The sequence below is a fragment of the Winogradskyella sp. 266wxhm genome (assembly GCF_058964685.1).
Map to the genome: position 1 here is coordinate 253433 of NZ_CM179559.1, position 26381 is coordinate 279813.

27 protein-coding genes and 3 pseudogenes are annotated in these 26381 nt (G+C 31.9%); 23 read left to right on the plus strand and 7 right to left on the minus strand.

Translation table 11 applies throughout. From position 1 onward, the window contains the following. The first annotated feature begins 59 nt into the window (after positions 1-59). The 8 genes from AC2H4K_RS01225 (at position 60) to AC2H4K_RS01260 (ending at position 7375) form a co-directional block, all read left to right on the plus strand. Positions 60-686, plus strand: coding sequence for a porin family protein (locus AC2H4K_RS01225; RefSeq protein WP_493742712.1), 627 nt, complete (start codon positions 60-62; stop codon positions 684-686). Positions 687-930: 244 nt separating this feature from the next. Further along, on the plus strand, positions 931-1593 hold the full coding sequence (locus AC2H4K_RS01230) for a CPBP family intramembrane glutamic endopeptidase (RefSeq protein ID WP_194716517.1): 663 nt from the start codon (positions 931-933) through the stop codon (positions 1591-1593). Positions 1594-1862: 269 nt separating this feature from the next. After that, positions 1863-4193: an N-6 DNA methylase gene (locus tag AC2H4K_RS01235; protein ID WP_493742738.1), complete on the plus strand. Its 2331-nt coding sequence runs from the start codon at positions 1863-1865 to the stop codon at positions 4191-4193. Positions 4194-4202: 9 nt separating this feature from the next. Next, a complete protein-coding gene (locus AC2H4K_RS01240; protein ID WP_493742739.1) occupies positions 4203-4808 on the plus strand; it encodes a hypothetical protein in 606 nt (201 codons plus the stop codon). Positions 4809-4980: 172 nt separating this feature from the next. Continuing rightward, a complete protein-coding gene (locus AC2H4K_RS01245; RefSeq protein WP_272973347.1) occupies positions 4981-5418 on the plus strand; it encodes a hotdog fold thioesterase in 438 nt (145 codons plus the stop codon). Between the two features lie 308 nt (positions 5419-5726). Beyond that, positions 5727-6281: a hypothetical protein gene (locus tag AC2H4K_RS01250; protein WP_493742740.1), complete on the plus strand. Its 555-nt coding sequence runs from the start codon at positions 5727-5729 to the stop codon at positions 6279-6281. Between the two features lie 167 nt (positions 6282-6448). Continuing rightward, on the plus strand, positions 6449-6640 hold the full coding sequence (locus tag AC2H4K_RS01255) for a hypothetical protein (RefSeq protein WP_493742741.1): 192 nt from the start codon (positions 6449-6451) through the stop codon (positions 6638-6640). 357 nt (positions 6641-6997) lie between these two features. Then, positions 6998-7375, plus strand: a complete 378-nt coding sequence (locus AC2H4K_RS01260) for a hypothetical protein (RefSeq protein ID WP_493742742.1) — start codon at positions 6998-7000, stop codon at positions 7373-7375. A gap of 43 nt (positions 7376-7418) precedes the next feature. Here AC2H4K_RS01260 and AC2H4K_RS01265 read toward each other — a convergent pair whose 3' ends face one another. After that, complete coding sequence (locus AC2H4K_RS01265) at positions 7419-8384, minus strand: IS110 family RNA-guided transposase (RefSeq protein ID WP_493742743.1); 966 nt, start codon at positions 8382-8384, stop codon at positions 7419-7421. A 724-nt stretch (positions 8385-9108) separates the two neighbouring features. Here AC2H4K_RS01265 and AC2H4K_RS01270 point away from each other — a divergent pair. The 4 genes from AC2H4K_RS01270 to AC2H4K_RS01285 all read left to right on the plus strand — a co-directional run bounded on the left by AC2H4K_RS01270 (position 9109) and on the right by AC2H4K_RS01285 (position 10910). Further along, positions 9109-9414 (plus strand): hypothetical protein, encoded by a 306-nt coding sequence (locus AC2H4K_RS01270; protein ID WP_493742744.1) that lies wholly within the window; start codon positions 9109-9111, stop codon positions 9412-9414. Between the two features lie 159 nt (positions 9415-9573). Further along, the gene (locus AC2H4K_RS01275; protein WP_493742745.1) at positions 9574-9750 is read left to right on the plus strand and encodes a hypothetical protein; all 177 of its coding nucleotides are present in this window, start codon (positions 9574-9576) and stop codon (positions 9748-9750) included. 177 nt (positions 9751-9927) lie between these two features. Next, complete coding sequence (locus AC2H4K_RS01280) at positions 9928-10341, plus strand: DUF3157 family protein (protein WP_493742746.1); 414 nt, start codon at positions 9928-9930, stop codon at positions 10339-10341. A 155-nt stretch (positions 10342-10496) separates the two neighbouring features. Beyond that, positions 10497-10910 carry a hypothetical protein gene (locus tag AC2H4K_RS01285; protein ID WP_281141653.1) on the plus strand — a complete coding sequence of 138 codons (414 nt, stop codon included), beginning with the start codon at positions 10497-10499 and terminating at the stop codon, positions 10908-10910. A 43-nt stretch (positions 10911-10953) separates the two neighbouring features. Here the strand turns inward: AC2H4K_RS01285 and AC2H4K_RS01290 are convergent, their stop codons facing one another. Beyond that, entirely contained in the window at positions 10954-11919 is a 966-nt protein-coding gene (locus AC2H4K_RS01290) for an IS110 family RNA-guided transposase (protein WP_281141647.1), read from the minus strand. A gap of 369 nt (positions 11920-12288) precedes the next feature. Between AC2H4K_RS01290 and AC2H4K_RS01295 the strand changes: the two genes are divergently transcribed. After that, on the plus strand, positions 12289-12690 hold the full coding sequence (locus AC2H4K_RS01295; protein ID WP_243472769.1) for a hypothetical protein: 402 nt from the start codon (positions 12289-12291) through the stop codon (positions 12688-12690). 42 nt (positions 12691-12732) lie between these two features. Here AC2H4K_RS01295 and AC2H4K_RS01300 read toward each other — a convergent pair. Next, positions 12733-13697 (minus strand): annotated as a pseudogene (locus AC2H4K_RS01300) (IS110 family RNA-guided transposase). A gap of 349 nt (positions 13698-14046) precedes the next feature. Here AC2H4K_RS01300 and AC2H4K_RS01305 point away from each other — a divergent pair. Beyond that, positions 14047-14595, plus strand: coding sequence for a hypothetical protein (locus tag AC2H4K_RS01305; protein ID WP_493742747.1), 549 nt, complete (start codon positions 14047-14049; stop codon positions 14593-14595). A gap of 43 nt (positions 14596-14638) precedes the next feature. On the opposite strand, the pseudogene AC2H4K_RS01310 reads toward AC2H4K_RS01305, so the two are convergent. Beyond that, positions 14639-15609: pseudogene (locus AC2H4K_RS01310) on the minus strand (IS110 family RNA-guided transposase). A 346-nt stretch (positions 15610-15955) separates the two neighbouring features. On the opposite strand from AC2H4K_RS01310, the gene AC2H4K_RS01315 reads away from it, so the two are divergent. From AC2H4K_RS01315 to AC2H4K_RS01335, 5 genes are all read left to right on the plus strand, one after another. Then, on the plus strand, positions 15956-16447 hold the full coding sequence (locus AC2H4K_RS01315) for a hypothetical protein (RefSeq protein WP_493742748.1): 492 nt from the start codon (positions 15956-15958) through the stop codon (positions 16445-16447). 23 nt (positions 16448-16470) lie between these two features. Further along, positions 16471-17097 (plus strand): DUF4145 domain-containing protein, encoded by a 627-nt coding sequence (locus AC2H4K_RS01320; RefSeq protein WP_493742749.1) that lies wholly within the window; start codon positions 16471-16473, stop codon positions 17095-17097. A 167-nt stretch (positions 17098-17264) separates the two neighbouring features. Then, on the plus strand, positions 17265-17672 hold the full coding sequence (locus tag AC2H4K_RS01325) for a hypothetical protein (RefSeq protein WP_493742750.1): 408 nt from the start codon (positions 17265-17267) through the stop codon (positions 17670-17672). A 162-nt stretch (positions 17673-17834) separates the two neighbouring features. Next, the gene (locus tag AC2H4K_RS01330; RefSeq protein WP_493742751.1) at positions 17835-18281 is read left to right on the plus strand and encodes a hypothetical protein; all 447 of its coding nucleotides are present in this window, start codon (positions 17835-17837) and stop codon (positions 18279-18281) included. 187 nt (positions 18282-18468) lie between these two features. Then, entirely contained in the window at positions 18469-19305 is an 837-nt protein-coding gene (locus tag AC2H4K_RS01335) for a hypothetical protein (protein WP_493742752.1), read from the plus strand. Here the strand turns inward: AC2H4K_RS01335 and AC2H4K_RS01340 are convergent. From AC2H4K_RS01340 to AC2H4K_RS01350, 3 genes are all read right to left on the minus strand, one after another. Continuing rightward, complete coding sequence (locus tag AC2H4K_RS01340) at positions 19302-20603, minus strand: DNA methyltransferase (protein WP_493742753.1); 1302 nt, start codon at positions 20601-20603, stop codon at positions 19302-19304. The two genes, AC2H4K_RS01335 and AC2H4K_RS01340, sit on opposite strands and share 4 nt — an antisense overlap. Positions 20604-21243: 640 nt before the next feature. Then, complete coding sequence (locus AC2H4K_RS01345) at positions 21244-21450, minus strand: helix-turn-helix transcriptional regulator (RefSeq protein ID WP_281141651.1); 207 nt, start codon at positions 21448-21450, stop codon at positions 21244-21246. Next, a complete protein-coding gene (locus AC2H4K_RS01350) occupies positions 21440-21919 on the minus strand; it encodes a hypothetical protein (protein WP_281141650.1) in 480 nt (159 codons plus the stop codon). The genes AC2H4K_RS01345 and AC2H4K_RS01350 overlap by 11 nt, the downstream gene beginning before the upstream one ends. 350 nt (positions 21920-22269) lie before the next feature. Between AC2H4K_RS01350 and AC2H4K_RS01355 the strand changes: the two genes are divergently transcribed. From AC2H4K_RS01355 to AC2H4K_RS01370, 4 genes and pseudogenes are all read left to right on the plus strand, one after another. Continuing rightward, positions 22270-23031, plus strand: a complete 762-nt coding sequence (locus AC2H4K_RS01355) for a helix-turn-helix domain-containing protein (RefSeq protein ID WP_281141641.1) — start codon at positions 22270-22272, stop codon at positions 23029-23031. Positions 23032-23160: 129 nt separating this feature from the next. Beyond that, a pseudogene (locus AC2H4K_RS01360) lies at positions 23161-24055 on the plus strand (3-hydroxyacyl-CoA dehydrogenase). A gap of 326 nt (positions 24056-24381) precedes the next feature. Further along, positions 24382-25047 (plus strand): hypothetical protein, encoded by a 666-nt coding sequence (locus tag AC2H4K_RS01365; RefSeq protein ID WP_493742754.1) that lies wholly within the window; start codon positions 24382-24384, stop codon positions 25045-25047. A gap of 158 nt (positions 25048-25205) precedes the next feature. After that, positions 25206-26294, plus strand: coding sequence for a hypothetical protein (locus AC2H4K_RS01370; protein WP_493742755.1), 1089 nt, complete (start codon positions 25206-25208; stop codon positions 26292-26294). Positions 26295-26381 lie beyond the last annotated feature (87 nt).

Genomic DNA, 26381 nt, shown 5'->3' on the forward strand with positions numbered 1-26381 from the left:
TTGCCCACAATTATAAAAAAACTCGAACTAAATTAAAATCAAGAATTAAAACAAAACTTATGAAAAAACTCAATTTTATCTTCACATATGTCTTCTTATTTTCAATTTCATTTGTTCAATCTCAAGAGGAAAACCAAAATTCGAAATTTAGTATTATCGCTTATGGAGGAATAGGTTACACGAAAGTCCAAAATGATTTGGAACTTGATTATGATTTAAATGTAAATACGGCTGAAATTCTAATCAATTACAAAATATGGAATGATATAGGTATAGCATCTGGAATTGGGTATTCAGAGTTAAGCGGTGCTGGTTATAATTCAACAGGCAATTTTTATCACGAACGAAATGTTGTTAAAATTCCTCTTCTTTTAACAGCAAATAAAAACTTTTCTGAAAATCTAGTAATTTTTGCGAATTTTGGGTTTTATGGACAAACAATTGTTAAAGATGAATTTCGATATTTATTAACAACAAGAGATGATATTTATGAAGGATTAAATTTTGGAGCACAATTAGGTTTAGGACTTGGATATCAAATTGATGAAAGATTTGCTATCGGATTTAATTTAAGCGCACAATCAGATTTTAACAGTTTTGAAACAACGAATAACACTATCGTAAATAACAAACAAAAGCATAAAAATTTGACAACGGTTGGAATATTTGGGACAATCAGTTTGTGAAAATAACTGTGGGCAACAACGTATATAGCTCATAGCTTGGTAGTTGCTTAATCGAAGTTAAGGCATATTTGGAAAGTCGCCAAATTTTTAAATTTGACGATTTCCAATAAAAAGATAAATAGTAAAATTTAAAAATCTGGCTTGTGCTTAACCGAATAGTTATCGCTATTTTGCACGCTACGAGCCATATACAAGACCGTTATGCACAAGTTAAAAGCAAAACGATTAAATAAAAAAAGTGAATTTGAAAATAAACAATAAAATAAAACCATATTTAGTGCCATTGGTTTATTTTATTCTCATATTTTCGATTGGAGCCATTCTGCAAATTTTTTCTAAAGTATATCTCGAAAAACCTTTCCCAAACCTAATTTTCAAATCTTTTACTTTATTATCATTTCTCACACTAATTTCACGTTATAAAAACGAAAAATGGAATATTTTTAAGATAAATAAAATTTCAAAACGACAATTATTAATTATACTATTCTTATTCTCTCTATTCGTCATAACTAACTATATTTCCATAACTTTTTCTAACCAAGAAGATTATGCTAATTATATAAGAGAAAATCTTAATTCGTTTATTTTGATAATAACTATCTCATCGATTGGAGAAGAAATTATTTACAGAGGCTTCATACAAACCTATATAAATCAGTTTTTTAAAGATAATAGAATAATAAGTCGTGGAAATATTTTTGCATCTATATTATTTTGGATTACCCATTTAGGGTTTTTTACTATAATGCAACCCTCATTCGCAATAATGTCATTAATTTTAGTAGCTATTTCATCAATTGTACTTGGATATTTAAAAGATAAAAATAAAGGAATTATACTTCCAATAATTGTTCATTTGATTTGTAATTATATTCATACATTTATGAAAATTACTTTAGGATAAAAAACCAGTGCATAACACCGTATATAACAAATAGCTGCGTTGTTTCTAAATCGAAAATTTTGGTATCTTTACAAAGTCGCCAAATCTTTTGATTTGGCATTTGAACAAAAAAGGTAAAAGCAAAATACAAAAAATTTGGCTTGTTTTTAGCCGAAAAATAATCGCTAACTTGCACGCTACTTGTCATATACAAATACGTTGGCAAACATTTGAAAAACAAATTCAAAAATCAACTAACAAAATAAAAATAATTATATTTTTGTTTTCAAATGAAAAATCTATTCGACATACAAGTCTGGAAACAGCAATTAGGTCTTCTACCAATTCATTTAAATCCTTTGAATGAAGATGGAGGCCATATGATGTTAAATGGCGGTAATGGCGATTTTTGTCTTAAAACAACTGGTTTAGAAACAGATAACTTTGATTTTTATTCGAAGTCTTGGTCAAGTAGTACAAAAAACTTTCTTACTGTAGAGAATGAGAATATCCATATTCATAATTGGTTAAATGAAAAAACTGAAACAGTTTCACAAAAAATTGTTGCAGATAACTTCAATAAATTTTATAACTACTTATTATCCAAAAATTATAAGTCCTCTAAAGATTTAGTACCATTTGTTATTGATATTTTTCGTCAATTCAGAAACTTGACATTTGAAAAATCCAATCCAGTTCAGGCTCTGAATTTGCTTTTTGGATTATTAACTAGTTTAGAAGATGATATTAATAATTTAGATACTGAAAAATGGGGCCTTGAGAACATTGATATCCCAGATGGATTTGATTATTACATAGAACAAATTCAAGGTGGATTTTCAAATATAAAGCCAGATTTTGATTTGATTATTAGACATTCAGCCGGTATTTTATTTCAAGAAGCTCAGAAAGAAGTATTATTCTTCAATCCTCAAAAAAATTTATTTGGTGGTACATCTAGCAGCTTAAATACAAAGATAAACCTCTATTCTAGTATACACTACACGCCACCTTTTTTATCAAGAACTATTGTTGAAAATTCATTACGTAATACAAATTTAGAAGCTGAAGAATTGAAAATTCTTGATCCTGCTTGTGGTTCATCTGAATTTTTAATAGAAGTTTTAAAACAGTTAAAACAACTTAATTATCAAGGTAAAGTAAAAATTTTTGGTTGGGATATTTCAGAAACAGCAATAAATACTTCAAGATTTTTACTTACCTACGAAAAAAGGACAATATGGAATGATAGATTAGAGTTTAATCTTAAAATTGTTGAAGACTCTTTATTAGAAAATTGGGATAATGATTATGATTTAATTCTTATGAATCCGCCTTTTTCGTCTTGGGAACTTATAAATACAAAATCAAGAAGAGATGCCATTAAAGATGCTTTAGGCAATAGTTTTATTGGAAAAAAACCAAATCAAGCGAGTGCATTTTACTACAAATCTATAAATAGTCTTAATCAAAATGGAGTCCTAGGATGTGTAATTCCATCTTCAATTCTAACTTTAGATTCATATTCTAAATTAAGAACAGATACAGAAGATTTAATTGATATTAAACTCTTAGCTAAATTAGGAAATTTCATTTTTGAAGATGCATTAACTGATGTTAGCTTTATAGTTGGTAAAAAACCTTTAACTAACCACATCCCAACTATTATTTGGACTAAAAATGAAAAAGGAATTGCGCAAGAAGCTTTACGAGATTTCAGAAAATCACTTTACAATAACCAAATAACCATAAATAATCCAAATTATAGCGTATATCAGCCAATATCCTTTCCTATTCTAAAAGAAAGTTGGATGCCAATTTCTATAAAAAATCACGATTTATATAAAAATATAGAAAGATTCGTTGTAGAAAAAAAATTATCTAGAATTATTGATATTTTTAATGTCAAACAAGGTATAAGAACTGGGAACAACAAGGCTTTCAAAATTTCTGTAAAAGATTACATCAACTTACCAGACGAAGAGAAATATTATTTTAGACCTGCAACGGAGAACGAGTCCTTTAAGAATGGGCAAATCTATGTAACTAGCTATGTGTGGTATCCTTATAATGAAAATGGTTTGCAAATTGTCACGGAGGATGAATTGGCAGAAAAAGTCCCAACATTCTACAGACGAATATTGAAAGACAAAATTGAATTATCAAATAGAGCAAGAAAAGATGTATCTAATTGGTGGCATTTAAGCGAACATAGAGCTTGGTTAAGAAAACCTAGTTTAAAATTAATATCAGCTGAGTTCGGTAACTCAGCAAGGTTTGGTTTAGATAAAAAAGGAGATTTTGTTGTAGAAAGAGGGAATGCTTGGATACCTAAAAAGAATTTCACCAAAGATGATTACTTTTTTTACTTAGCACTTTTCAGCAGTGTATTCTTTAATAAACTTTTAGCCATTTATTCAAAAGAATTACTTTCTGGATGGGATTTAGGAAAAAAATATACTAGGAATATACCTATCCCAAATGTTCATAGGGACGAAGTTAAAAATTCCAATGGTTATCAACAAATGGTTGAAATTGGAAAAGAAATTTCTGAGGGTAACATTTACACCAAATCTATTTCAGATAATATATTAGAGAGATATTTCTATCCAAATATTTAATTTATTTCTATGATAGAACAATTGAAATTCATAGATGATATTAATAAAAGTTGTAAAGCTTTTTTTCTAGAATCAACTTTTTATTTACACCTAACAAAAGCCAATAGGTTTGAATTGAAAGGAAATAACGCTTCAAAAGCTTTAAATAATTATAAAAGCTATGGAGCTGAAGTTTCTGTTTTAAAATGGTTTGATGATTATTGGGTTTATTTAGAAATAAGATTTGAAGATAAAAATTCTTTTATAACAATTTCGATTTTTCAAGGAGATGCTGATGACGATATTAAAAATCAATTATTTCGAGCTGAATGGGATGATTATAATAATCCAGATGAAAAACATCCACAACCGCATTGGCATATAACTTCAAACCAAGCAATAGAGAATACATTTACAGAATTAATTGAAGACGATAAAGAGGAGGGTTTTGCAGCTCAAATTCTAAATGAAGAGAAATCTAAAATAATTGATTTAAATAGGATACACTTTCCTATGAATGGCAATTGGATGAATGATGGTGGTCATATCCATTTAATTGATGATAATTCTAAAATGGTAAAATGGTTTCAAGGTTTTTTCTCAACTATGAGAGAACAATTAGAATATGTAAAATAAAAACGTTTGCCAACAACGTATAACAACAATTGCGGCTTTGTGTCCTGCGGACACAACCGCGCAAGCACAAAAGTCGGTAATTTTAGCTATCTTAGTTTTTAACCAATCCGCAACTGATTGTTATACAAGACCGTTACCAGCAAGCAAAAAACAAAGATTAAAACCGAAAGAAATGATAGAAAATAACATAGAATTTATTAAACAAGTAATTGAAAAAAATATTCCAATTCATAATTTTTTAGGACTAAAATTGTTAGTCATAGAAAAAGGATTTGTAAGAGTAAGTGTCCCTTTTAGAGATGAAGTTGTTGGAGACATTAGAAAAAATAGATGGCACGGAGGAATTATTGCAACAATAATGGATTCAGTTGGTGGAATTGCTGGCGGAACTCATTTCAAATCTTTTGACGATAAATTAGCAACAATTGATTTAAGAATAGATTATCTAAAAGGAGCAGAAGCATCATCTATAATTGTAGAAGGTAAAATTGTTAGATTGGGAAATAGAATACTTGTTACGAAAATGAAAGCCTTCCAAAATGATGAATTAATCGCTGAAGGAAAAGGTGTCTATAATTTTATACGTATTGATAATTCAACTAAGAAGTAATAAGTAACTCGAAATTAGATAGAAATTAGGATAATAGGATTTATTCGAGTGCCAAAATAAATGACTGAATTAAAAGTTAAAAAAATTATGGGTATAATAAAGCCAGCAGGTAACACGGTATAAAAATAATAAGGGTTAAGTGCCAAACCCAAAGTCGGTGCATATTAACAAAGTCCGCCAAATTTACAATTTGACGGTTTAAAGAAAATTAAAGAAAAAATTGTAAATTTGGCTAAGTGCTAAACTTGAAAGTAAGTGCGTTTTAATCCCTTACTATTCTTATACTAGCCGTTGGCAACAAGCTGAAAATGAAACTCAATAACAAACATATAATTGGAATATTATCCACAATCGTAATTCTGACCTCTTGCAAGTCCGAAATGAAAAATGAATTGACCGAAAAAACATTTCCAGTAGTAATTGAAGAATTTTCACAAAGCAAATTTCATCATTCTGATTCAACAACTTTAACTATCCGAAAAAATGACAGCATAAACTTTCACTTATTTGGACTTGATAGTGATGGAGAGTATGAAATAATTATGGATTACCCTTTCGAAATCAATCAAAAAGATAGTTCCCAAATTCTGATTGACAAAATTCCTGCAAAATTAGTTTCCGAAAAACAGTATTCTGACAAAAACAAAAAATTAACTGTAAAGAAATATTATTTCGACATCGAAAATCAGGCAGATGAAGAAGGGAATTTTTTTGTGATGGAGGACAAAGTTATAGCTTTTAGTTCAGACGCTTGGAATTTGCAAAAATTTTATAAATATGAGAATTCTAAAATTTACGAATTACTAAAAAAAGATACAACTGATTTCTTTTATAGATTTAAAAGTGATAGAATAATTGAATAAAAAAGCCAGTTGCCAACAATGTATAACCGCAATTACGGCGGATTCGACTACGTCCGAATCCACTCGGAATTGCTAACGTCTGTGCTAAACCGAAAATAATCGCTAATTTAACCCGTAACTGACGGTTATACGAAACCGTTGCCTACAATTGCGAAAAAACTAAACGAATGAAAAAAGAGAATTTACCATTGATAATAATTATCGCAAGTTTGATTTTAATTGTTCTGAATTTTATTTTCACTTCAGATGAAATGGATTTGGGCTTTTGGATGCGAATTATATCAAGTGCACTTATAATTTTAGCAATGTTTTTAACAATTCGAGATAGAAAAAAACAAAGAGAAAATAAATCGGACTGAAAAACATAACGGAATTTAGAGCAAGTTTGCGGAATCTAATCGCAATCGAAATTTAATAACGTTGCGAAAAGTTTGAAATAAACCTAAAAACTCACTCTAATGGAATTAAAAACTGAATGGAATTGAGCAATTTTACGGAAAAAATTATTCACTCAAACTCTGACAAAAAAACGAAAACGAAAAATGAACGAATAAAAAACAACTGTAGGCAACAATGTATAACCGCAATTACGGCGGATTCGACTACGTCCGAATCCACTCGGAATTGCTAACGTCAGTGCCAAACCGAAAAATTTGCGTACTTTAACCCGTAACTGACGGTTATACGAGACCGTTAGCCACAAGTTGAAGAAACAGATGAACTACAAAATACCTAATTCATATAATTGGTTTGCAAAACTGAATTTAACCCAATTCATTCCTTGGAATTTTGAAACGGAAATTAATCCTAATTCATCAATCAACGAAAGATTTAAAATTGAATGCGAGCAGAATCGAGAAGTTCTGACTTTCGGACGCAGGCAAGATATGGACACCTTTGTTGGATTTGAAATTGTAAACGGAGAAGTAAAAGAAAATGTAATAGTCTTTCATCCTTCATTCGGGACAAATGTGAAAGGTTGGGATATTATCGAATCTGAACATTTGGATTTTTTTGAATTTATGCAAAAAAGAGTTTTGCCAGAAATGAAAGAATGGATTCCTGAAGATGACGTGAATGATTATATTGAATAAAAACCAGTGGCTAACAAAGAACTGAGTTAAAAACCAAGCTTTTCTAGTTTAAATTTGACACATAATTTTCATCAAAGGGTAATTTTGATTTAGCAATAGCAAAGGCCTGTTTCAGTAGCTTGTTAGCTACCGCGATTAAGGCTAATTTTTTACTCTTGCCTTTGGCTATAATACGCTCGTATAACTCTCTGCAAGCCTTGTTATGATTGCATGCTGAAAATGCGCATAAAAAAAGCAGGTTTCTTAATTTCCTGTTTCCGATCTTACTGATCCTACTTCGTCCTCTAACACTACTGCCAGATGCTCTTATGGTTGGCGTAATACCAACATAACTGCACAATTGTTTAGCATTTTCAAACTTATTAAAGCCATCTGTTAGTACTATTAAAAATAAGGCTGTTTTTACTCCTATTCCTGGGATGCTCTTCAATAGTGTTAGTTGGTCTTGCTGTTCGCTTTTTACCAGTTCTAAAAGCCGCTCTTCTAAGCCTTTTATTTCCTTGGTAAGGTATCCTTGGTTTCTTTTGAGCGATTGATACACAAAACGTGATGGTTTCCCTAAGGCTTCTTCTCCTTTGATCTTGTTTTTGATGGCTGTACGCTGTTTTATATAAATATCCAATACCCTGAAAAGCTGCAAACATTCTGCCTGAACCTCTGTTAAGGCACTATACAAAGGAACAGCATTGTGCTCACCATAATCGCATATGGCCTTTGCATCGCTCTTATCGGTCTTTACTTTTGACAAGCGCATCTGGATAAAGCGTTTTACAGATAAGGGATTAACAACTGAGACAGTCACACCATGCGTGTGCAAATACTGCGCTAATCGGTAATGGTAGTAGCCCGTGGCTTCCATTATTACTAGTGCATTTTGTGGTAATGCTTTTAAAAGTAACTTAAAGCCTTTGTCATCATTGTTTAATTGATTGTGACCACTCGCTGTACTATAAACATCGAAGACGCTTTTACTGATGTCTATACCATAAATTTCTTTATCTTTAGTCATATGAAGTGATTTTGAAAGGACAATCTACTTTAGCATCAACAACTTAAAAACGAGCTCTAAAGGCTCACAGAACTGAACGATATCTAAGTAGAAAAGAGAGGGGATTATCATTGTTGTCGAAGTCTGTGCTTCACTGTATAACTTAACCTTAATCCTCTCTTTTGTGCTTTCTGATTAATAGTCTAAATGTAATGGATTGTAAACTTAAGATGTATAACCGCAATTACGGCGGATTCGACTACGTCCGAATCCACTCGGAATTGCTACCGTCTGTACTAAACCGAAAATCATTAACTTTAATCCCGTAACTGACGGTTATACGAGACCGTTGTGCGTCATTTAACGGACGAAATAAAAAGCAAGTGAAATTTGAAAATTCTTCTGAATAAAAAGTCATTAAGAGAAATTATAATTAATCATATTTCGGAAAATGATTTAGGTTTCATTTTTTCAAAATATAATGATAGGATTTACTATTTTCAAAGAGAACCTCAAAGTGTCGAAGCTTTTGATACAATGAAAATTAAGGTTCATTTCAAAAAAGGAAAAATTTATTGTACGCTACATTCTATCGTGAATAAATCCTTAAAGAATAACCTATATGTTTATAAATGGTTTATTAAATCGGCAATTGAGATTGGAAAATTCCTTTATCGACTCAACTACTTTTCCAAAAAACATTTGCTATAGATTTGAAAATACAGAAGAATCATTAATTCAGACTATGAGCAGAATTTTATATGACCTAAATACAAAAGGCAAAAATTTTATTGAAGAAAGTGATGAACGATTCTATGACAGTAAGTACAAAAAAGCAATGGAATTTATTAATAATCTTAATTTGGATAAATTAAAATTAAAAGAACAATTCTATAAAGATTCTGCTTTTGCAAATAATTCAATTCCAAAAAACAGTAATCCTACTTTTCGTAAGTTAGTTTCTGAACTGAATGATATAAATAAAGGTGAATTTCCTGTTGAAAATCATATGATAGCATTTGAATTTTTACATAAATATATGAATGAATAAAAAACGAACGCACAACAACGTGTATAGCTCATTGCGGCTGAATTTCCTCGCGGAAATTCAATCTTATTCGCTATCTTTGGTCAACGGCGGAAAATTCTCGCGAATTTCCCGCAACAAGCCATACACAAAACCGTTGTAGGTAATTACAACACGAACAAAATGGCAGACCATTACGAACTAAAGTACATAGTTGAACAGTTAAGAGAAAAAAATACAGAAGAGGCTAATAGAATGGCGGACAAACTCGAAAATATGAAACATAATGACGAGTATATAGACTTTAAATGGGACTTAAAAATAAAAGCTATGTTAGATACTTTTAGTAAGCACTTTTAAAGAATCTATTAAATCACTAAAATCTTTATATTCAGGGGTTGATTTCGGTAACGATTCTAAATGTTTTCTGCTTAATTTAAGAATTATATCTGATTGTAGTTTTATAATTTCCAACAACTTTGTATTTTCCATAGTATAAAATTTAAAATCAAATATAAACAATTAAAAATCTTTATTATGAGAAAATTATTTTTACTAGGATTAATACTAATGTCGACATATTCTTTTGGTCAGGATATAAAAGCAACAACCGAAGACGGAAAAAAGGTTATCCTAAAATCTGATAATACTTGGGAATACGATAAAACAGAAAACAATAATACTTGTACAGTCGGAACAGACTTCAAAGAACCGAAATATAACACTAGTAAGTCTTGGAAAAGAATGGGTTCAACAGTAGATGATTTGAAAAAACATATCTCTGTGGATATGGAAGTAAAACAAGATAATATAATCTTGCTTGAAGTTTCTGAACAGTTGGGAAATGGTGCCTATATTCTCTGTGTCGACGGACAAAAAATGAAATGGAGAAGAACAGGTTCTATATTCAGAAAAGATGGTGAGGATGTGTTGAATATGAAAAAGGAATAAAAACTACCTACAACAACGTATAAACGCAATAAGGGAGAAGTTGTTTAGCCTAAAGAAAAAGTAAACAGCAAAATTAATACACAACGGAAAATATAAGCCTTTAATCCCCTTACTGCGCTTATACACAAACGTTGTAGGTAATTTGACCAATCAGAATGGAAAACAAGAATGAATTGAGAAAACAAGAAAAAACAATCCGAAAAAGTCTTGCATTTGTGTTTATTCCGATTTTCATTGTAATTGTTTCTATCTCATTAATTCAAAACAATTCGGAAAGCTATCTTGAAAAAGAATATAAAAAAATCCGAAATAACTCTTACTCTGGAAAAATAACAAGCTTATTACCTGAAAAAGATAACGGACGAACAAGACCAATTCTAATTGACAATAAATGGGAAAAACAAGTTCCTTTTTTTATACACGAAAAACTGAATGTTGGCGATTCTTTGTTTAAGAAAACTGACTCTGATTTTGAATTTTATATTGTAAAATCACAAACAGACACTATAAAAAGAGATGTGAATAAGTTTTATCGGAAAAAATATTTTGACAAACTGAATGAAAAATAAAAAACTACCTACAACAAAGAACTGAGTTAAAAACCAAGCTTTTCTAGTTTAAATTTGACACATAATTTTCATCAAAGGGTAATTTTGATTTAGCAATAGCAAAGGCCTGTTTCAGTAGCTTGTTAGCTACCGCGATTAAGGCTAATTTTTTACTCTTGCCTTTGGCTATAATACGCTCGTATAACTCTCTGCAAGCCTTGTTATGATTGCATGCTGAAAATGCGCATAAAAAAAGCAGGTTTCTTAATTTCCTGTTTCCGATCTTACTGATCCTACTTCGTCCTCTAACACTACTGCCAGATGCTCTTATGGTTGGCGTAATACCAACATAACTGCACAATTGTTTAGCATTTTCAAACTTATTAAAGCCATCTGTTAGTACTATTAAAAATAAGGCTGTTTTTACTCCTATTCCTGGGATGCTCTTCAATAGTGTTAGTTGGTCTTGCTGTTCGCTTTTTACCAGTTCTAAAAGCCGCTCTTCTAAGCCTTTTATTTCCTTGGTAAGGTATCCTTGGTTTCTTTTGAGCGATTGATACACAAAACGTGATGGTTTCCCTAAGGCTTCTTCTCCTTTGATCTTGTTTTTGATGGCTGTACGCTGTTTTATATAAATATCCAATAACCTGAAAAGCTGCAAACATTCTGCCTGAACCTCTGTTAAGGCACTATACAAAGGAACAGCATTGTGCTCACCATAATCGCATATGGCCTTTGCATCGCTCTTATCGGTCTTTACTTTTGACAAGCGCATCTGGATAAAGCGTTTTACAGATAAGGGATTAACAACTGAGACAGTCACACCATGCGTGTGCAAATACTGCGCTAATCGGTAATGGTAGTAGCCCGTGGCTTCCATTATTACTAGTGCATTTTGTGGTAATGCTTTTAAAAGTAACTTAAAGCCTTTGTCATCATTGTTTAATTGATTGTGACCACTCGCTGTACTATAAACATCGAAGACGCTTTTACTGATGTCTATACCATAAATTTCTTTATCTTTAGTCATATGAAGTGATTTTGAAAGGACAATCTACTTTAGCATCAACAACTTAAAAACGAGCTCTAAAGGCTCACAGAACTGAACGATATCTAAGTAGAAAAGAGAGGGGATTATCATTGTTGTCGAAGTCTGTGCTTCACTGTATAACTTAACCTTAATCCTCTCTTTTGTGCTTTCTGATTAATAGTCTAAATGTAATGGATTGTAAACTTAAGATGTATAACCGCAATTACGGCGGATTCGACTGCGTCCGAATCCACTCGGAATTGCTAACGCCAGTTCTTAACCGAAAATTATTAACTTTAATCCCGTAACTGACGGTTATACGAGACCGTTGTAAGCAATTTGCGAAAACCGAAATCTAACTGAATTAATATGTTTAGTTTCTTAAAAAAGAAAAGAGATTTACCTGAATTTGATTTTATAAAATCATACTCTGAAAAGGAAAAATACTTTGTACGAACAAAAAAATGGAATTGGTTAAATCCCGAACAAATCGCTTTGTTGGAAAAAGACTCTGACGGAAAAATTAAAATGACAACAATGGATTATTGGCATCAAGAAATGTTTTTAGATGCTGACGGACAAAAGACAATTTCGGAATATTTAAGTGTTTTAATTAATCAATTTAGAGACAGTAAAATGGAAATTCCATCCGACTTGGATAAGTTTATGGTGGAAACTCTTTTGAGCTTAAAAACGGACTTAAACGCAATAGAATTTAGCAAAAAACCGACTGAAATTAAAACTGAATTTAGGAACCCTATAAAAGAATAAAAACTGCTTACAACAAAGAACTGAGTTAAAAACCAAGCTTTTCTAGTTTAAATTTGACACATAATTTTCATCAAAGGGTAATTTTGATTTAGCAATAGCAAAGGCCTGTTTCAGTAGCTTGTTAGCTACCGCGATTAAGGCTAATTTTTTACTCTTGCCTTTGGCTATAATACGCTCGTATAACTCTCTGCAAGCCTTGTTATGATTGCATGCTGAAAATGCGCATAAAAAAAGCAGGTTTCTTAATTTCCTGTTTCCGATCTTACTGATCCTACTTCGTCCTCTAACACTACTGCCAGATGCTCTTATGGTTGGCGTAATACCAACATAACTGCACAATTGTTTAGCATTTTCAAACTTATTAAAGCCATCTGTTAGTACTATTAAAAATAAGGCTGTTTTTACTCCTATTCCTGGGATGCTCTTCAATAGTGTTAGTTGGTCTTGCTGTTCGCTTTTTACCAGTTCTAAAAGCCGCTCTTCTAAGCCTTTTATTTCCTTGGTAAGGTATCCTTGGTTTCTTTTGAGCGATTGATACACAAAACGTGATGGTTTCCCTAAGGCTTCTTCTCCTTTGATCTTGTTTTTGATGGCTGTACGCTGTTTTATATAAATATCCAATAACCTGAAAAGCTGCAAACATTCTGCCTGAACCTCTGTTAAGGCACTATACAAAGGAACAGCATTGTGCTCACCATAATCGCATATGGCCTTTGCATCGCTCTTATCGGTCTTTACTTTTGACAAGCGCATCTGGATAAAGCGTTTTACAGATAAGGGATTAACAACTGAGACAGTCACACATGCGTGTGCAAATACTGCGCTAATCGGTAATGGTAGTAGCCCGTGGCTTCCATTATTACTAGTGCATTTTGTGGTAATGCTTTTAAAAGTAACTTAAAGCCTTTGTCATCATTGTTTAATTGATTGTGACCACTCGCTGTACTATAAACATCGAAGACGCTTTTACTGATGTCTATACCATAAATTTCTTTATCTTTAGTCATATGAAGTGATTTTGAAAGGACAATCTACTTTAGCATCAACAACTTAAAAACGAGCTCTAAAGGCTCACAGAACTGAACGATATCTAAGTAGAAAAGAGAGGGGATTATCATTGTTGTCGAAGTCTGTGCTTCACTGTATAACTTAACCTTAATCCTCTCTTTTGTGCTTTCTGATTAATAGTCTAAATGTAATGGATTGTAAACTTAAGATGTATAACCGCAATTACGGCGGATTCGACTACGTCCGAATCCACTCGGAATTGCTAACGTCAGTGCTTAACCGAAAAACAATAACTTTAATCCCGTAACTGACGGTTATACGAGACCGTTGTGCAACATTTGACAAAAAATGAAAATCCGAATATTAATTTTACTGACATTAGTAATTTCTATCTATTCTTGCCAAGAAAAATCGGACTTTCTCTTTGATTGTGAATGCGTGAAAATAGATTTAGAAAAGGGAATTGAAGTAACCGACAATCTTGACAGATTCCGAGTAACTTTTCCGAATGAAAATTGGGAACCAAATCTTCACACAGACGAATTGGGTAATGGAATTGTTGGAGCTCTACTCGATGGAGATAGTTTTAAATCATTTGGAGTTACGGAATTGACTAAAACTGAAAACTGGATGAGTAAAAAAGAAATGCAAGCTGATATAGAATCGAAATACAATGTTATAGAATCTGGCTCAACGAAAATAAACGGAATAGAATCTTTATGGAATTTGGTTGACTTTAAAAATGATTCAATTCCTTCTTTAACTTTGTATATAACGACCGAACATCCAACAGAAAATTTATTTTATACTTTAAATTTATCTGTAAGTAAAGGCAAATACGGAAAAAAGGAACTTTGCGAATTAGAGAATCTAATAAGAACATTTAAAACGAATTAAAAAACGTTGCACAACAAAGAACTGAGTTAAAAACCAAGCTTTTCTAGTTTAAATTTGACACATAATTTTCATCAAAGGGTAATTTTGATTTAGCAATAGCAAAGGCCTGTTTCAGTAGCTTGTTAGCTACCGCGATTAAGGCTAATTTTTTACTCTTGCCTTTGGCTATAATACGCTCGTATAACTCTCTGCAAGCCTTGTTATGATTGCATGCTGAAAATGCGCATAAAAAAAGCAGGTTTCTTAATTTCCTGTTTCCGATCTTACTGATCCTACTTCGTCCTCTAACACTACTGCCAGATGCTCTTATGGTTGGCGTAATACCAACATAACTGCACAATTGTTTAGCATTTTCAAACTTATTAAAGCCATCTGTTAGTACTATTAAAAATAAGGCTGTTTTTTTTACTCCTATTCCTGGGATGCTCTTCAATAGTGTTAGTTGGTCTTGCTGTTCGCTTTTTACCAGTTCTAAAAGCCGCTCTTCTAAGCCTTTTATTTCCTTGGTAAGGTATCCTTGGTTTCTTTTGAGCGATTGATACACAAAACGTGATGGTTTCCCTAAGGCTTCTTCTCCTTTGATCTTGTTTTTGATGGCTGTACGCTGTTTTATATAAATATCCAATAACCTGAAAAGCTGCAAACATTCTGCCTGAACCTCTGTTAAGGCACTATACAAAGGAACAGCATTGTGCTCACCATAATCGCATATGGCCTTTGCATCGCTCTTATCGGTCTTTACTTTTGACAAGCGCATCTGGATAAAGCGTTTTACAGATAAGGGATTAACAACTGAGACAGTCACACCATGCGTGTGCAAATACTGCGCTAATCGGTAATGGTAGTAGCCCGTGGCTTCCATTATTACTAGTGCATTTTGTGGTAATGCTTTTAAAAGTAACTTAAAGCCTTTGTCATCATTGTTTAATTGATTGTGACCACTCGCTGTACTATAAACATCGAAGACGCTTTTTTACTGATGTCTATACCATAAATTTCTTTATCTTTAGTCATATGAAGTGATTTTGAAAGGACAATCTACTTTAGCATCAACAACTTAAAAACGAGCTCTAAAGGCTCACAGAACTGAACGATATCTAAGTAGAAAAGAGAGGGGATTATCATTGTTGTCGAAGTCTGTGCTTCACTGTATAACTTAACCTTAATCCTCTCTTTTGTGCTTTCTGATTAATAGTCTAAATGTAATGGATTGTAAACTTAAGATGTATAACCGCAATTACGGCGGATTCGACTACGTTCGAATCCACTCGGAATTGCTAACGTCAGTGCTTAATCAAAAAACATTAACTTTAATCCCGTAACTGACGGTTATACGAGACCGTTGTGCACAAGCTAAAAAATGAGCTACTCAAAAGAACAAATAGAGGAAAAAATCAAACTTACAATTGACGAATTGTATGAAAAGGATTCTGAAATCATATTCAAAACATACAATTTACACGAAAGGTCTATTGCTCACAGATTTGCTCTTTATTTAGAAAAGCACTTTAATGACCAAGATTATGTTGTAGATATTGAGTATAATAGAATGCTAAATGATTATGGCGAAGATATAATCGGGAACGAAATTGGAAAAAGACTAGATTTTGAGAAGTATGGAAAAGAAACTAGTGCAGTTTATCCAGATGTAATAGTTCATAAGAGAAATACAACTGACAATCTATTGGAAATAGAAATGAAAATGCAATGGAAAAACTCAAAAAAGGAATTTGACTTGATAAAGATTAACGAATACATAAATCAACTCAGTTACCAATTTGGAGTTTATTTAGAACTGGCAGAAACTAGAAATGATTGTCAAATAAAATTTGGACCATTTGAAATCAATTAAACAAAGTAACAGCATTATTAAATATGGATAAATACACACCACCAGAATACCAAAAAAGTGCTTTCAACTGTCCGAATTGTGGAGCCTATTCGAATCAACAATGGTTTGGAACTTATTTTAGAGAAGAAGGATTTAGAGAAATAACAAGTCTCAAATATTGCCTTTGCACTCATTGTTATACTTATTCCTTGTGGAGAAATGAAAAAATGATGTTTCCGTCAACTGGTAATGCACCTTTAGCAAATGCTGATTTACCGCAAGATATCAAAGACGATTATGAAGAAGCTAGAGCCATTATGTCAACTTCACCGAGAGGTTCTGCAGCGTTGTTAAGGTTAGCTATTCAAAAGCTATGCAAACATTTGGGAGAAAAGGGAAAAAACATAAACGAAGACATTGGAAAACTTGTCGAAAAAGGTCTTCCCATTAAAATTCAAAAGTCTCTTGACATTGTTAGAGTTATTGGAAATGATGCAGTACACCCAGGAAAAATCGATTTGAAAGACGATACAACGACAGCAGGAAAATTATTTATTCTTGTAAACCTGATAGCAGAAGTAATGATTACACAGCCAAAGGAAATAGATGATTTATTTGATTCACTACCTGAAGAAAAGAAAAATGGAATTACAAATCGAGATAATAAATAAAAAGCCAGTGCACAACAATGGCTATAAGTAATTGCTTGTTCTCGCCTACTTTGGAAATTCCTGCGAAATTTCCAATTTGGTGTGTACTTGCGAAGTTAAGTCCTAAACCACGCAACTACTCATAGCCGAGACCGTTGTGCATAATTAAAACCTAAAACATGTCTGAAATGTCTACTAATGAAAAACTTATGGAATTAATCTTTAAAGGAGTTGACCATAGTATTAAGTCAATTAAAGACTCTAAAATACCCTTAATTCCATTTGTTATGACTCAAAAAGAAGAGAGAATTGAAATAAAAAGATTTGTTGCAGTAAAATTAGAAGAAGCTGTTGAAAAAGCAAGAGGTTACATTGTAGATTTAACCGACATTCCTGATTTTGCAATTTTAGCTTATGAAGGTAACTTAGTATTGAATGGAACTAAATATGACGCTATTCTAATAGATGCTTTTGATAAAAATGACTCAATAGCATATTGTTTTGCTCAAAGATTTAAACCTAAAAAATTCCTTTCTAAATTTAAACAGATTGGAAATATAGCATTAGTGGATAAATTTGAAAGTCCTTTTTACTAAAAATAACTATGCACAACAATGTATAACCGCAATTACGGCGGATTCGACTGCGTCCGAATCCACTCGGAATTGCTAACGTCAGTGCTTAACCGAAAATTATTAACTTTAAATCCGTAACTGACGGTTATACGAGACCGTTGTAGCACATTTGACGAACACAATATGAAACTAATTTTCAGAATTTTATTCTCATTGATAATATCTTCACAGACATTTAGTCAAGTTAGAAATGATAAGAGTATGATTCTGATTAGTACAAAATATAACAACAATCAATGTGAATATGTAGCCTTTCGTGTTACAAATCGTAAAATTGAAATTGATAATTGCTATAATATAGATTCAGAAAAATTTAATTTTATTAAAACTATTAACTTGTTAGACGAAACATTTATTAGAAAGGCTTATAAAAAATCTACTGAAGAATTAACAGGTTATGAAAAGGAAATTAACGCCACAAATTGCGACTATTTAGCACCTATTACTATATTAATTTCTGAAAATGGAAAAGACACTAAAATTGAATTAAAAAGTATAAGAAATTGTTACCCTAAATCAATGAAAGTTTTGATTGAAGGACTTGAAAAAACATTTGATAAATATAAATAAAAACGTGCTACAACACCGTGTATAGCTCATTGCGGCTGAATTCCTAATCGGAATTCATTGCAATTCACTAAATTTGGGCTACGCGGAAAAATCCACACGGATTTTCCCGCAACGAGCCATACACAAAACCGTTGTGTGCCATTTGAACAAAACAAGAAAAATCATCATATTTGCAGAAAAATAATAAATGGATAGAACAATTGACATTGAAAACGAAAGAGAAGAATTAAACGAATGGGTTTTAAAGAGTATTGAACTTTTCGAAAACACACCTTATTTAGATAATCTTTTAGAGGTCTATCCATTAGAAACAGCAGTACCAAGTCATTTAGAACAGAGATTAAAACGTAGAATTATTTCAGCCCATCAAGGCAGAAGAACGACTGAATTAATGGATATTCTACAAGCCGAAGTAAAATTTCCGTACGATGAGCCTTTATCATTTTTAATTAAAGAAGTTAAAGATTGTAAGAACCTTAATCCTCGACAGATTAACAGAATTGCAAATACTCTGTATGCTATGACAGCAGAGGAATTAGTAATTCGATTAGAAGCTGCACCTAAAATAAACCAGCAAATGGGACCAATGTTTACCAATTGGTTGAGGACTAAATTTGAATTATTAAATATAGACGATTTTCAGAGGTCATCAGAGGGTATTTTCATTTTAAGTTCTTCAGAAGAAGATGGCAAAAATTTTGTAAATGAGGTTTTAAATCAAAATTTAAGAAAACGACCCGATTTAGTAGCAAAGGTTAACGAAACTTATATTGTTGGCGAAGCCAAATGGATTGGTAGGTCAGGTGGAAATCAAAATAATCAAGTACGTGATGTTGTTGATTTTTGTCGTGAACAACGAGGTAATGCAATCCGAATAGGAGTAATAGATGGTTTTCCTTGGGCAACACGAAAAGTAAATGATTCAATTATTTATGATAAAGTAAATGTTTTAGTTCAAGAATGTCCATATGACGTATTAAGTGCTTTATTACTTGAGGAGTATCTAAACACTTTTTTAGACTAACTCAAAGTCTGATATTCATAGAAATTACATAATATTTTTTCATTTTTAAAAGTATCTCTAATTACCTTTAAAGAATGATTAGAATTATCAATTCCAATCCATTCCCTGCCTAAAGAATTTGAGACTTTCAAAGTGCTACCAGAACCTGCAAAACAATCAAGAACTATGGAATTTTCGTTAGATGAATTTTTTATTATTCGCTCTAACAAATCATAGTTCTTTTGAGTAGGATAATCAACATAAGACATTCCTTTATCCTTAAATTCCCATAAATCTTGAATTTTAAATCCTTTATGGTCTTTAGCTAAAACAATCTTTCGAGGATTTCCATTACTTGACCATTCAATTAACCCAAGAGAATCTAATTCATCCAATACTTTCCTTGAATAACGCCAATGTCTACCTTTTGGTGGCATTAGACCTTTCCATTCCATTCCAGTATCACCATCGACAGTTTTCCCAGGAGCGTGTATTGGATTTGTAGTATAATAACCTAATTTAGAGTGTTTTTTTGGAAATAGCTCTTCTCTTTTAGCTTTTGACATCGGCTCTTTAACATCATTCCAAATTTGTTTATCTCTATTTTTCGCATAATACAAAATCATATCGGTATAATTACCGTAAGCATTTCTTGCAAAATTTTTAGGGTTGCATTTTATTCTAGTTATATCATTTATAAAGTTTTTATGTCCAAAAACTTCATCCATAATTATTTTCACATAGTGTCCGATTTTTTTGTCAATATGCAAGTAAATGCTTCCTTGTTCAGATAACAATTCACGTAAAATGAATAATCTTTTTCTTAAAAATTCAAGGAATTCACTATCAATTAATTTGTCAGAGTAAGCATTATCATCATCAATTGAGTTAAAATTTTGACCTGTACCAAATGGTGGGTCTATGTAAACCAAATCAATTTTTGATTTATGTGTGTCTAATAACTTTTTTAGGACAAATAGGTTGTCGCCAAATATAAATTTATTGTTATCTTTATTATGGTTGGTTTCAATGCACTTAAATTGTCCGCTTTCAAAACCGTGTAAAATTTCAAACTCATCTGACTTATCTGAATATTCAAGGAAACAATTTTTAGTTCTTCTCAAATAAGCAACTTGAGGTTCTTCAGCAGTAGAATTTTTGTTCAAAAAAGATTCAAAGTCGTCAACAGTAATTCTATAGCTTTTATTTATTTTAACAGCATTCAATTCACTCGACCGAATATACTTAGATACAGTTTGCCGAGTAACTTTAAGATTTTCAGCAACTTCTTCGACTGTAAGGAAACTTGATTGATACATATGCACTTATTTTGACGCAAATTAACGCATATTAACTCAAAAAAACAAGTGACATTAAAAAAAACGGCACACAACAATGTATAAACGCAATAGCGGTGTAGGTGCAAACACATATATTTTTGGGTTTATTTATGTATATTGCTATCCGAAAAATAAAAGATTTTTATTCCGCTACTGCGCTTATACTAGACCGTTGGTTGCAATAGCAGAATTAAAAACTAAACGTGAAAATTGTTCGAATTCCGAACTTTGAAAACAGCGGAACTTTGCGCAAAAAAGATTTTCGGAAACTGAATTTAATACTCAAAACCGAAACGTAACGCTGAATTGAAATTGTAAAACGGAACTGTGCGCAGAAATTCACTCGAGCGGAATTTGAAAAACGTGAATTGATCACTGCTACTCGATTGAATTCCAAAAATTACGGAATCAAAACGTGGAATTGAATAGCTGAACGCAAATCAAAACGGAATGAATCTCTTAAAACTGAAATATAACTGCAACCAACATTGTATAAATTCAATTGCGGCTGAATTTCCTACGGAAATTCATTGCAATTTTCTATCTTTCAGCTCAATCGGAAAATCGTACCGATTTTCCGCAACTGAAATTTATACGCTAACGTTGGCAGTAATATGAACTAATCCCAATCAGAGTCTTCTAAAGTGAAGATTTTGCTTACTTCGATTTCAAAAATTTTAGCTAATCTCAAAGCTAAAACTGTTGAAGGAACATATTTCCCTAATTCCATTGCATTTATTGTTTGCCTACTGACTTTAGCCAATTTTGCTAATTCAGCTTGCGTAATATTCTTTTTTGCTCTTTCGACCTTAATACTATTCTTCATAATAAGCTGATTTTTTTAGTTTGGAAATTTGCCAATTAAATCTAACTATGAAAAACAGCAAGACTGTGAACATATTAAATATCATAACCCATAAAAAATACAAACCATAAACGAACAAAAATGATAATAAAAGAATGGCAAAATTGAAATAAACAGCCCAAACCAAAGACTCTAATCTAATTTTAGAAATATACTCATCTTCCGATTTTTCTTCTGAAAAAGCAACTAATAATGAACTGATAATAATCAAAACACCTAGAATTTCATTTAATACATTATTATTAACCATTCTGAAAGTTTTTTTACCATCAGAAAGTATTTCACCTACAAAAATTGCAGGAACATTAAAATCTAAAAAACTTGGCTCATATTCATAGATAAGAGTTATTAAACCAATAATTGCGGAAGGAATGAGAATAAACCACCCAATTTTTTTAAACTTATTCGGAAATAAAAAATTTAGTTTCATAATAAACGGATTTGAATTTATACAAATGTAAAACAAACAATTCTATTTGACAAACAAACTTTACATTTAGTAAAACAAACACTACTGCCAACAACGTGTAAGCGCAATAACGGCTGAATTTTCTACCGAAAATTCAACTCGTTTTTGCTATCTTTAGTGCGTCAGCGGAAAGTAATCGGGTACTTTCCCGTTACTGACGCTTACACAAAACCGTTGTGCGTCATATAAAATAAAATCATTTGTACCAAAATCTTAAACAGATACTTTCGTTTTATGGTGTGGCTTGTGATAAGCCTTACTATATTTCTTCGGGGAAATCAATTTTTCAATTTCCCGAAAACTCGTTCCGCATGGATTTTTATTCACTGTGCATCTGTACAAGCGGAAAAATGACTATGGAAATAGATGGTAATAATTATCTTATTCAACAAAATAGTTTTCTTATTTCCGCACCATCTACCATTGTCCATTTTAGGAAGTTTAGTAAAGATTTTAAAATGAAACTTCTGTTTTTTGAAAAAAATTTCTTACTCAAAAATATTTCTAACCCATTTATTATTGAAAAAAGTGGTCTGTTTCAACAAGTTAGCTATTCCTTATTAAATGCACCCGCAAAAGACATAGAACATATATTGACCTTGCTTGATTACTTAAAACATAAAACTAAAACCCACGGAAATTTTATTGATGAAATTATTCGAAGTATTATTTTTAACATATTACTTGAAGTTGCCGAAATTACACATCGCTATGCTAACGAACCAGAAAGTAAAGACCAAGTCATTTCTACTATTTATTTGAAGTTTAGGAAACTGGTACAAGAACAAATTTTAGAACATAAAACAGTACAATTGTATGCCGACCAATTGCATATTTCTAATAAATATTTAATTGAAATAGTAAAAAAAACAAGTGGAAGAACACCGCATGAAGTCATTAATGAAATACTGCTAAAAGAAGCGTATGTACTATTGGGAAATCCTGAACTCACAGTAACTGAAATTGCATTTCAGTTACACTTCAATTCTACCTCTGCCTTTGGGCGATTCTTTAAAAAACATACCACAATTTCACCTTCACAATATAGAACAAGACAAATCATAGTTCGATAAGAATTAACGGACACAAATACCGAATTAAAGGATATATGTAAATTTAAGTATAGCCATATCTTTGTTATCATTAAATAATCAAATACTTTAACAATGAAGAAAATAACAGATAAGTTTGATTCGTTTCTTATGAATTATAAAAATATTACAGTAGCCGGAAGTGGCGTATTAGGCTATCAAATTGCTTTCCAGACGGCATTTCATGGATTTAATGTCACCGTTTATGACATTAATGATGAAGTATTGGAAAAAGCAAAAGGCAAGTTTGAAATTATGAGTTCCGCATTTAAAAGTGATTTGAATGCAAGTCAGCAACAATTGGAAGATACATATCAAAAATTAAGGTACTCATCTAATTTAGAAGAGGCTGTAAAAGATGCCGACCTGCTGATTGAAGCCGTACCGGAAAATCCGCAGATTAAAATCGGTTTTTACGAGCAGTTAGCAAAAGTTGCCCCCAAAAACTGTTTTTGCTACGAATTCTTCCACACTCTTACCAAGTCAGTTTGCTTCCTCTACTGGAAGACCGGAGAAATTTGTTGCCCTGCATTTCGCCAACGAAATTTGGAAACACAATACCGCAGAAATTATGGGGCATCCAACTACTTCGCACAAAGTGTTCAACGATGTGGTGGAGTTTGCAAAAAGAATTGGAATGTTGCCTTTGCCATTGCACAAAGAACAGCCCGGTTATATTCTCAATTCTTTACTTGTACCTCTTATAGGTGCTGCGTTGGATTTGTATGTGAACGAAGTGGCAGATGTGGAAACCATCGACAAAACATGGATGGTCGCAACCGGTGCACCAGTTGGACCATTTGGTATTTTGGATGTGGTAGGCGTTACAACAGCTTACAACATAAATAAAATAGCAGCCGAGAAAACACAGGATGCCAACAGGATAAAAGTGATGAAATATTTAGAAGAAAATTTCATTAATAAAAATAAATTAGGTGTGGCTACGGGTGAAGGATTTTATACATACCCAAATCCAGCTTTTCAAAAAAAGGATTTTTTGAAGTAGAAAAAATAAATCTATTATTGGAAGTTTATATTGTGTTGTTTTAGAGTTCGTTGACCAACAATTGGAATTCATGATAATAAGGATATGGTAGGCAAAGGTTTTAGCTATTTTTGAAAATGCACAATTTTCTGATTTCAACTGAATAAAAAATACGAACGCACAACAATGGCTATAAGTAATTGCTTGTTCTCGCCTACTTCTGAAAATCCTCGCGGATTTTCAGTTTGGTGTGTACTTGCTAAGTTAAGTGCTAAACCACGCAACTACTCATAGCCGAGACCGTTGTGTGTAATTTGACCAAACCAACCATAAAACAAAAAAAACGAATGAAAAAATTTTTTAAAATCGCAGGAATAGGCTGTGCAAGTTTAATTGGACTTTTCTTAATTATTGGAATTATAGGTGCAATTTTTAGTTCTGATTCCGAAATTGAATCGGATAACAAAAACTCTAAATCTGAAATAAAAGTTGTCGATAGTTTAGAATTAAAAAAACAGGAAAGAATTAAAGATAGTCTTGCGATTGTAAATAAGAAAAAGCGAGAAAAAGCGGAAAAAGATTTAAAATCATTTAAGAAAAAAGAAGATGAATTTGAGGGAAATGCTTTTTATAGAGACCCAAGAACGCCATATTATGCTAATGTGAATTTTATTTATCCTTATATTGGACAAAAAGGAGACAATTATTGGTTGAGATTAAAATTTCAATATGCAGCAGATGATTGGCTTTTTATAAATAATGGAGTTCTATTAGTTGACGGAGAAAAATTTACAATAAATGGAAATTGGGAAAGAGATAATAATTCTGGAATTTGGGAGTGGTTAGATATTTCTGTGCGAGATACTGAACGATTAATTTTGGAAAGAATAGCAAATTCTAAATCTGCTAAAATAAGATATGTTGGAACTCAATATCATAACGACAGAACAATAACACGAAAAGAAAAAAGTATTATCAAAAAAACATTGGAAATTTATGATAATCTGAAATAAAAACTACACACAACACCGTATAAAAATAATTGCGGTTTTGTGCTAAAACAAAGGTAGTTGCGTATTTACTACATCTGATTTTCCTTCGGAAAATCCTCGCACGCAAATCCGCAACTATTCTTATACAAACACGTTGTATGCAATTTAAACCAACCTCAATGAGCATATTTAAAATTAAAGAAAATAAGAAACCTTCACTAATCGGAAAAATCCTTAAAAGGACACCGAAAGAAAACGCTCTGATTGAAATCAATAATCTTTTCGTTGAAAATGAAGACGATTTGACCAAAGTAAGTTTGGAACAAATCCAAGATATAACGGATAAATACAAATTAAAATTAAACAAAAAGTTTAAAGAACTTCGACTCGACTTATTCAGGAAATATATACACCATTGTCTAGAAGACCACGTAATTGAAGAAAGCGAAATCAACACTTTTTTACACTTAAAAAAATTACTGCATTTGACTGATGTAGAAATTAAGCAAGTCTTGAATTTTGAAACAAAAAAGCTATTCGACCAAGAAGTGAAAAATGCTATTTCGGATGGAATCTTAACGCAGGAGGAAAAAGACAATCTGGAATTACTTAAAAAGAATTTGTTGCTTAATGACCAAGTTGCTGACGACATTCTAAAAACTAATTCAAACAAGGTTTTAAACGATTTTATAAATGACGCAGTTTCGGACGAAAGATTGAGTGACGAAGAATTTGAGAAAATGAATGAGATTTCTTTAAGTCTCGGAATTGAACCAAATCTTAATCAAAGAACAAAAGAAAATCTTGAACGATACCGACTTTATTGGACTATAGAAAACGGAGAACTACCGATTTATGAAAATCCGCCAATTAATATCCAAAAAAGCGAAAATTTGTACTTTATGGCTAATGTAAATTGGCAAGAACAGAGGCGAGTAACAAAACGAATAAATTACGGAGGACCAACAGCACGAATAAAAATTGCTAAAGGAGTTTATTATCGAATGGGTAGCATTTCTGCAAAATCAGTTTCTGAAGATGTTTGGCAAGTTATCGACAACGGAAACATTTATCTGACAAATAAACGGCTGATTTTTATGGGTTCGAGAGGTAACAAAACAATCCGACTGAATAAAATACTGGACATAACACCTTACAAAAATGGAGTTGACATTCAAAAAGACGCTGGAAAAAGCCCATTTTTGGAATTTAATACAAACGTGGATATTTTTTCAATGATGCTTGTCCGATTAATGAATGAACTATAAAAAACTGCATACAACAATGGCTATAAGTAATTGCTTGTTCTCGCCTACTTCTGAAAATCCTCGCGGATTTTCAGTTTTGTGCGTACT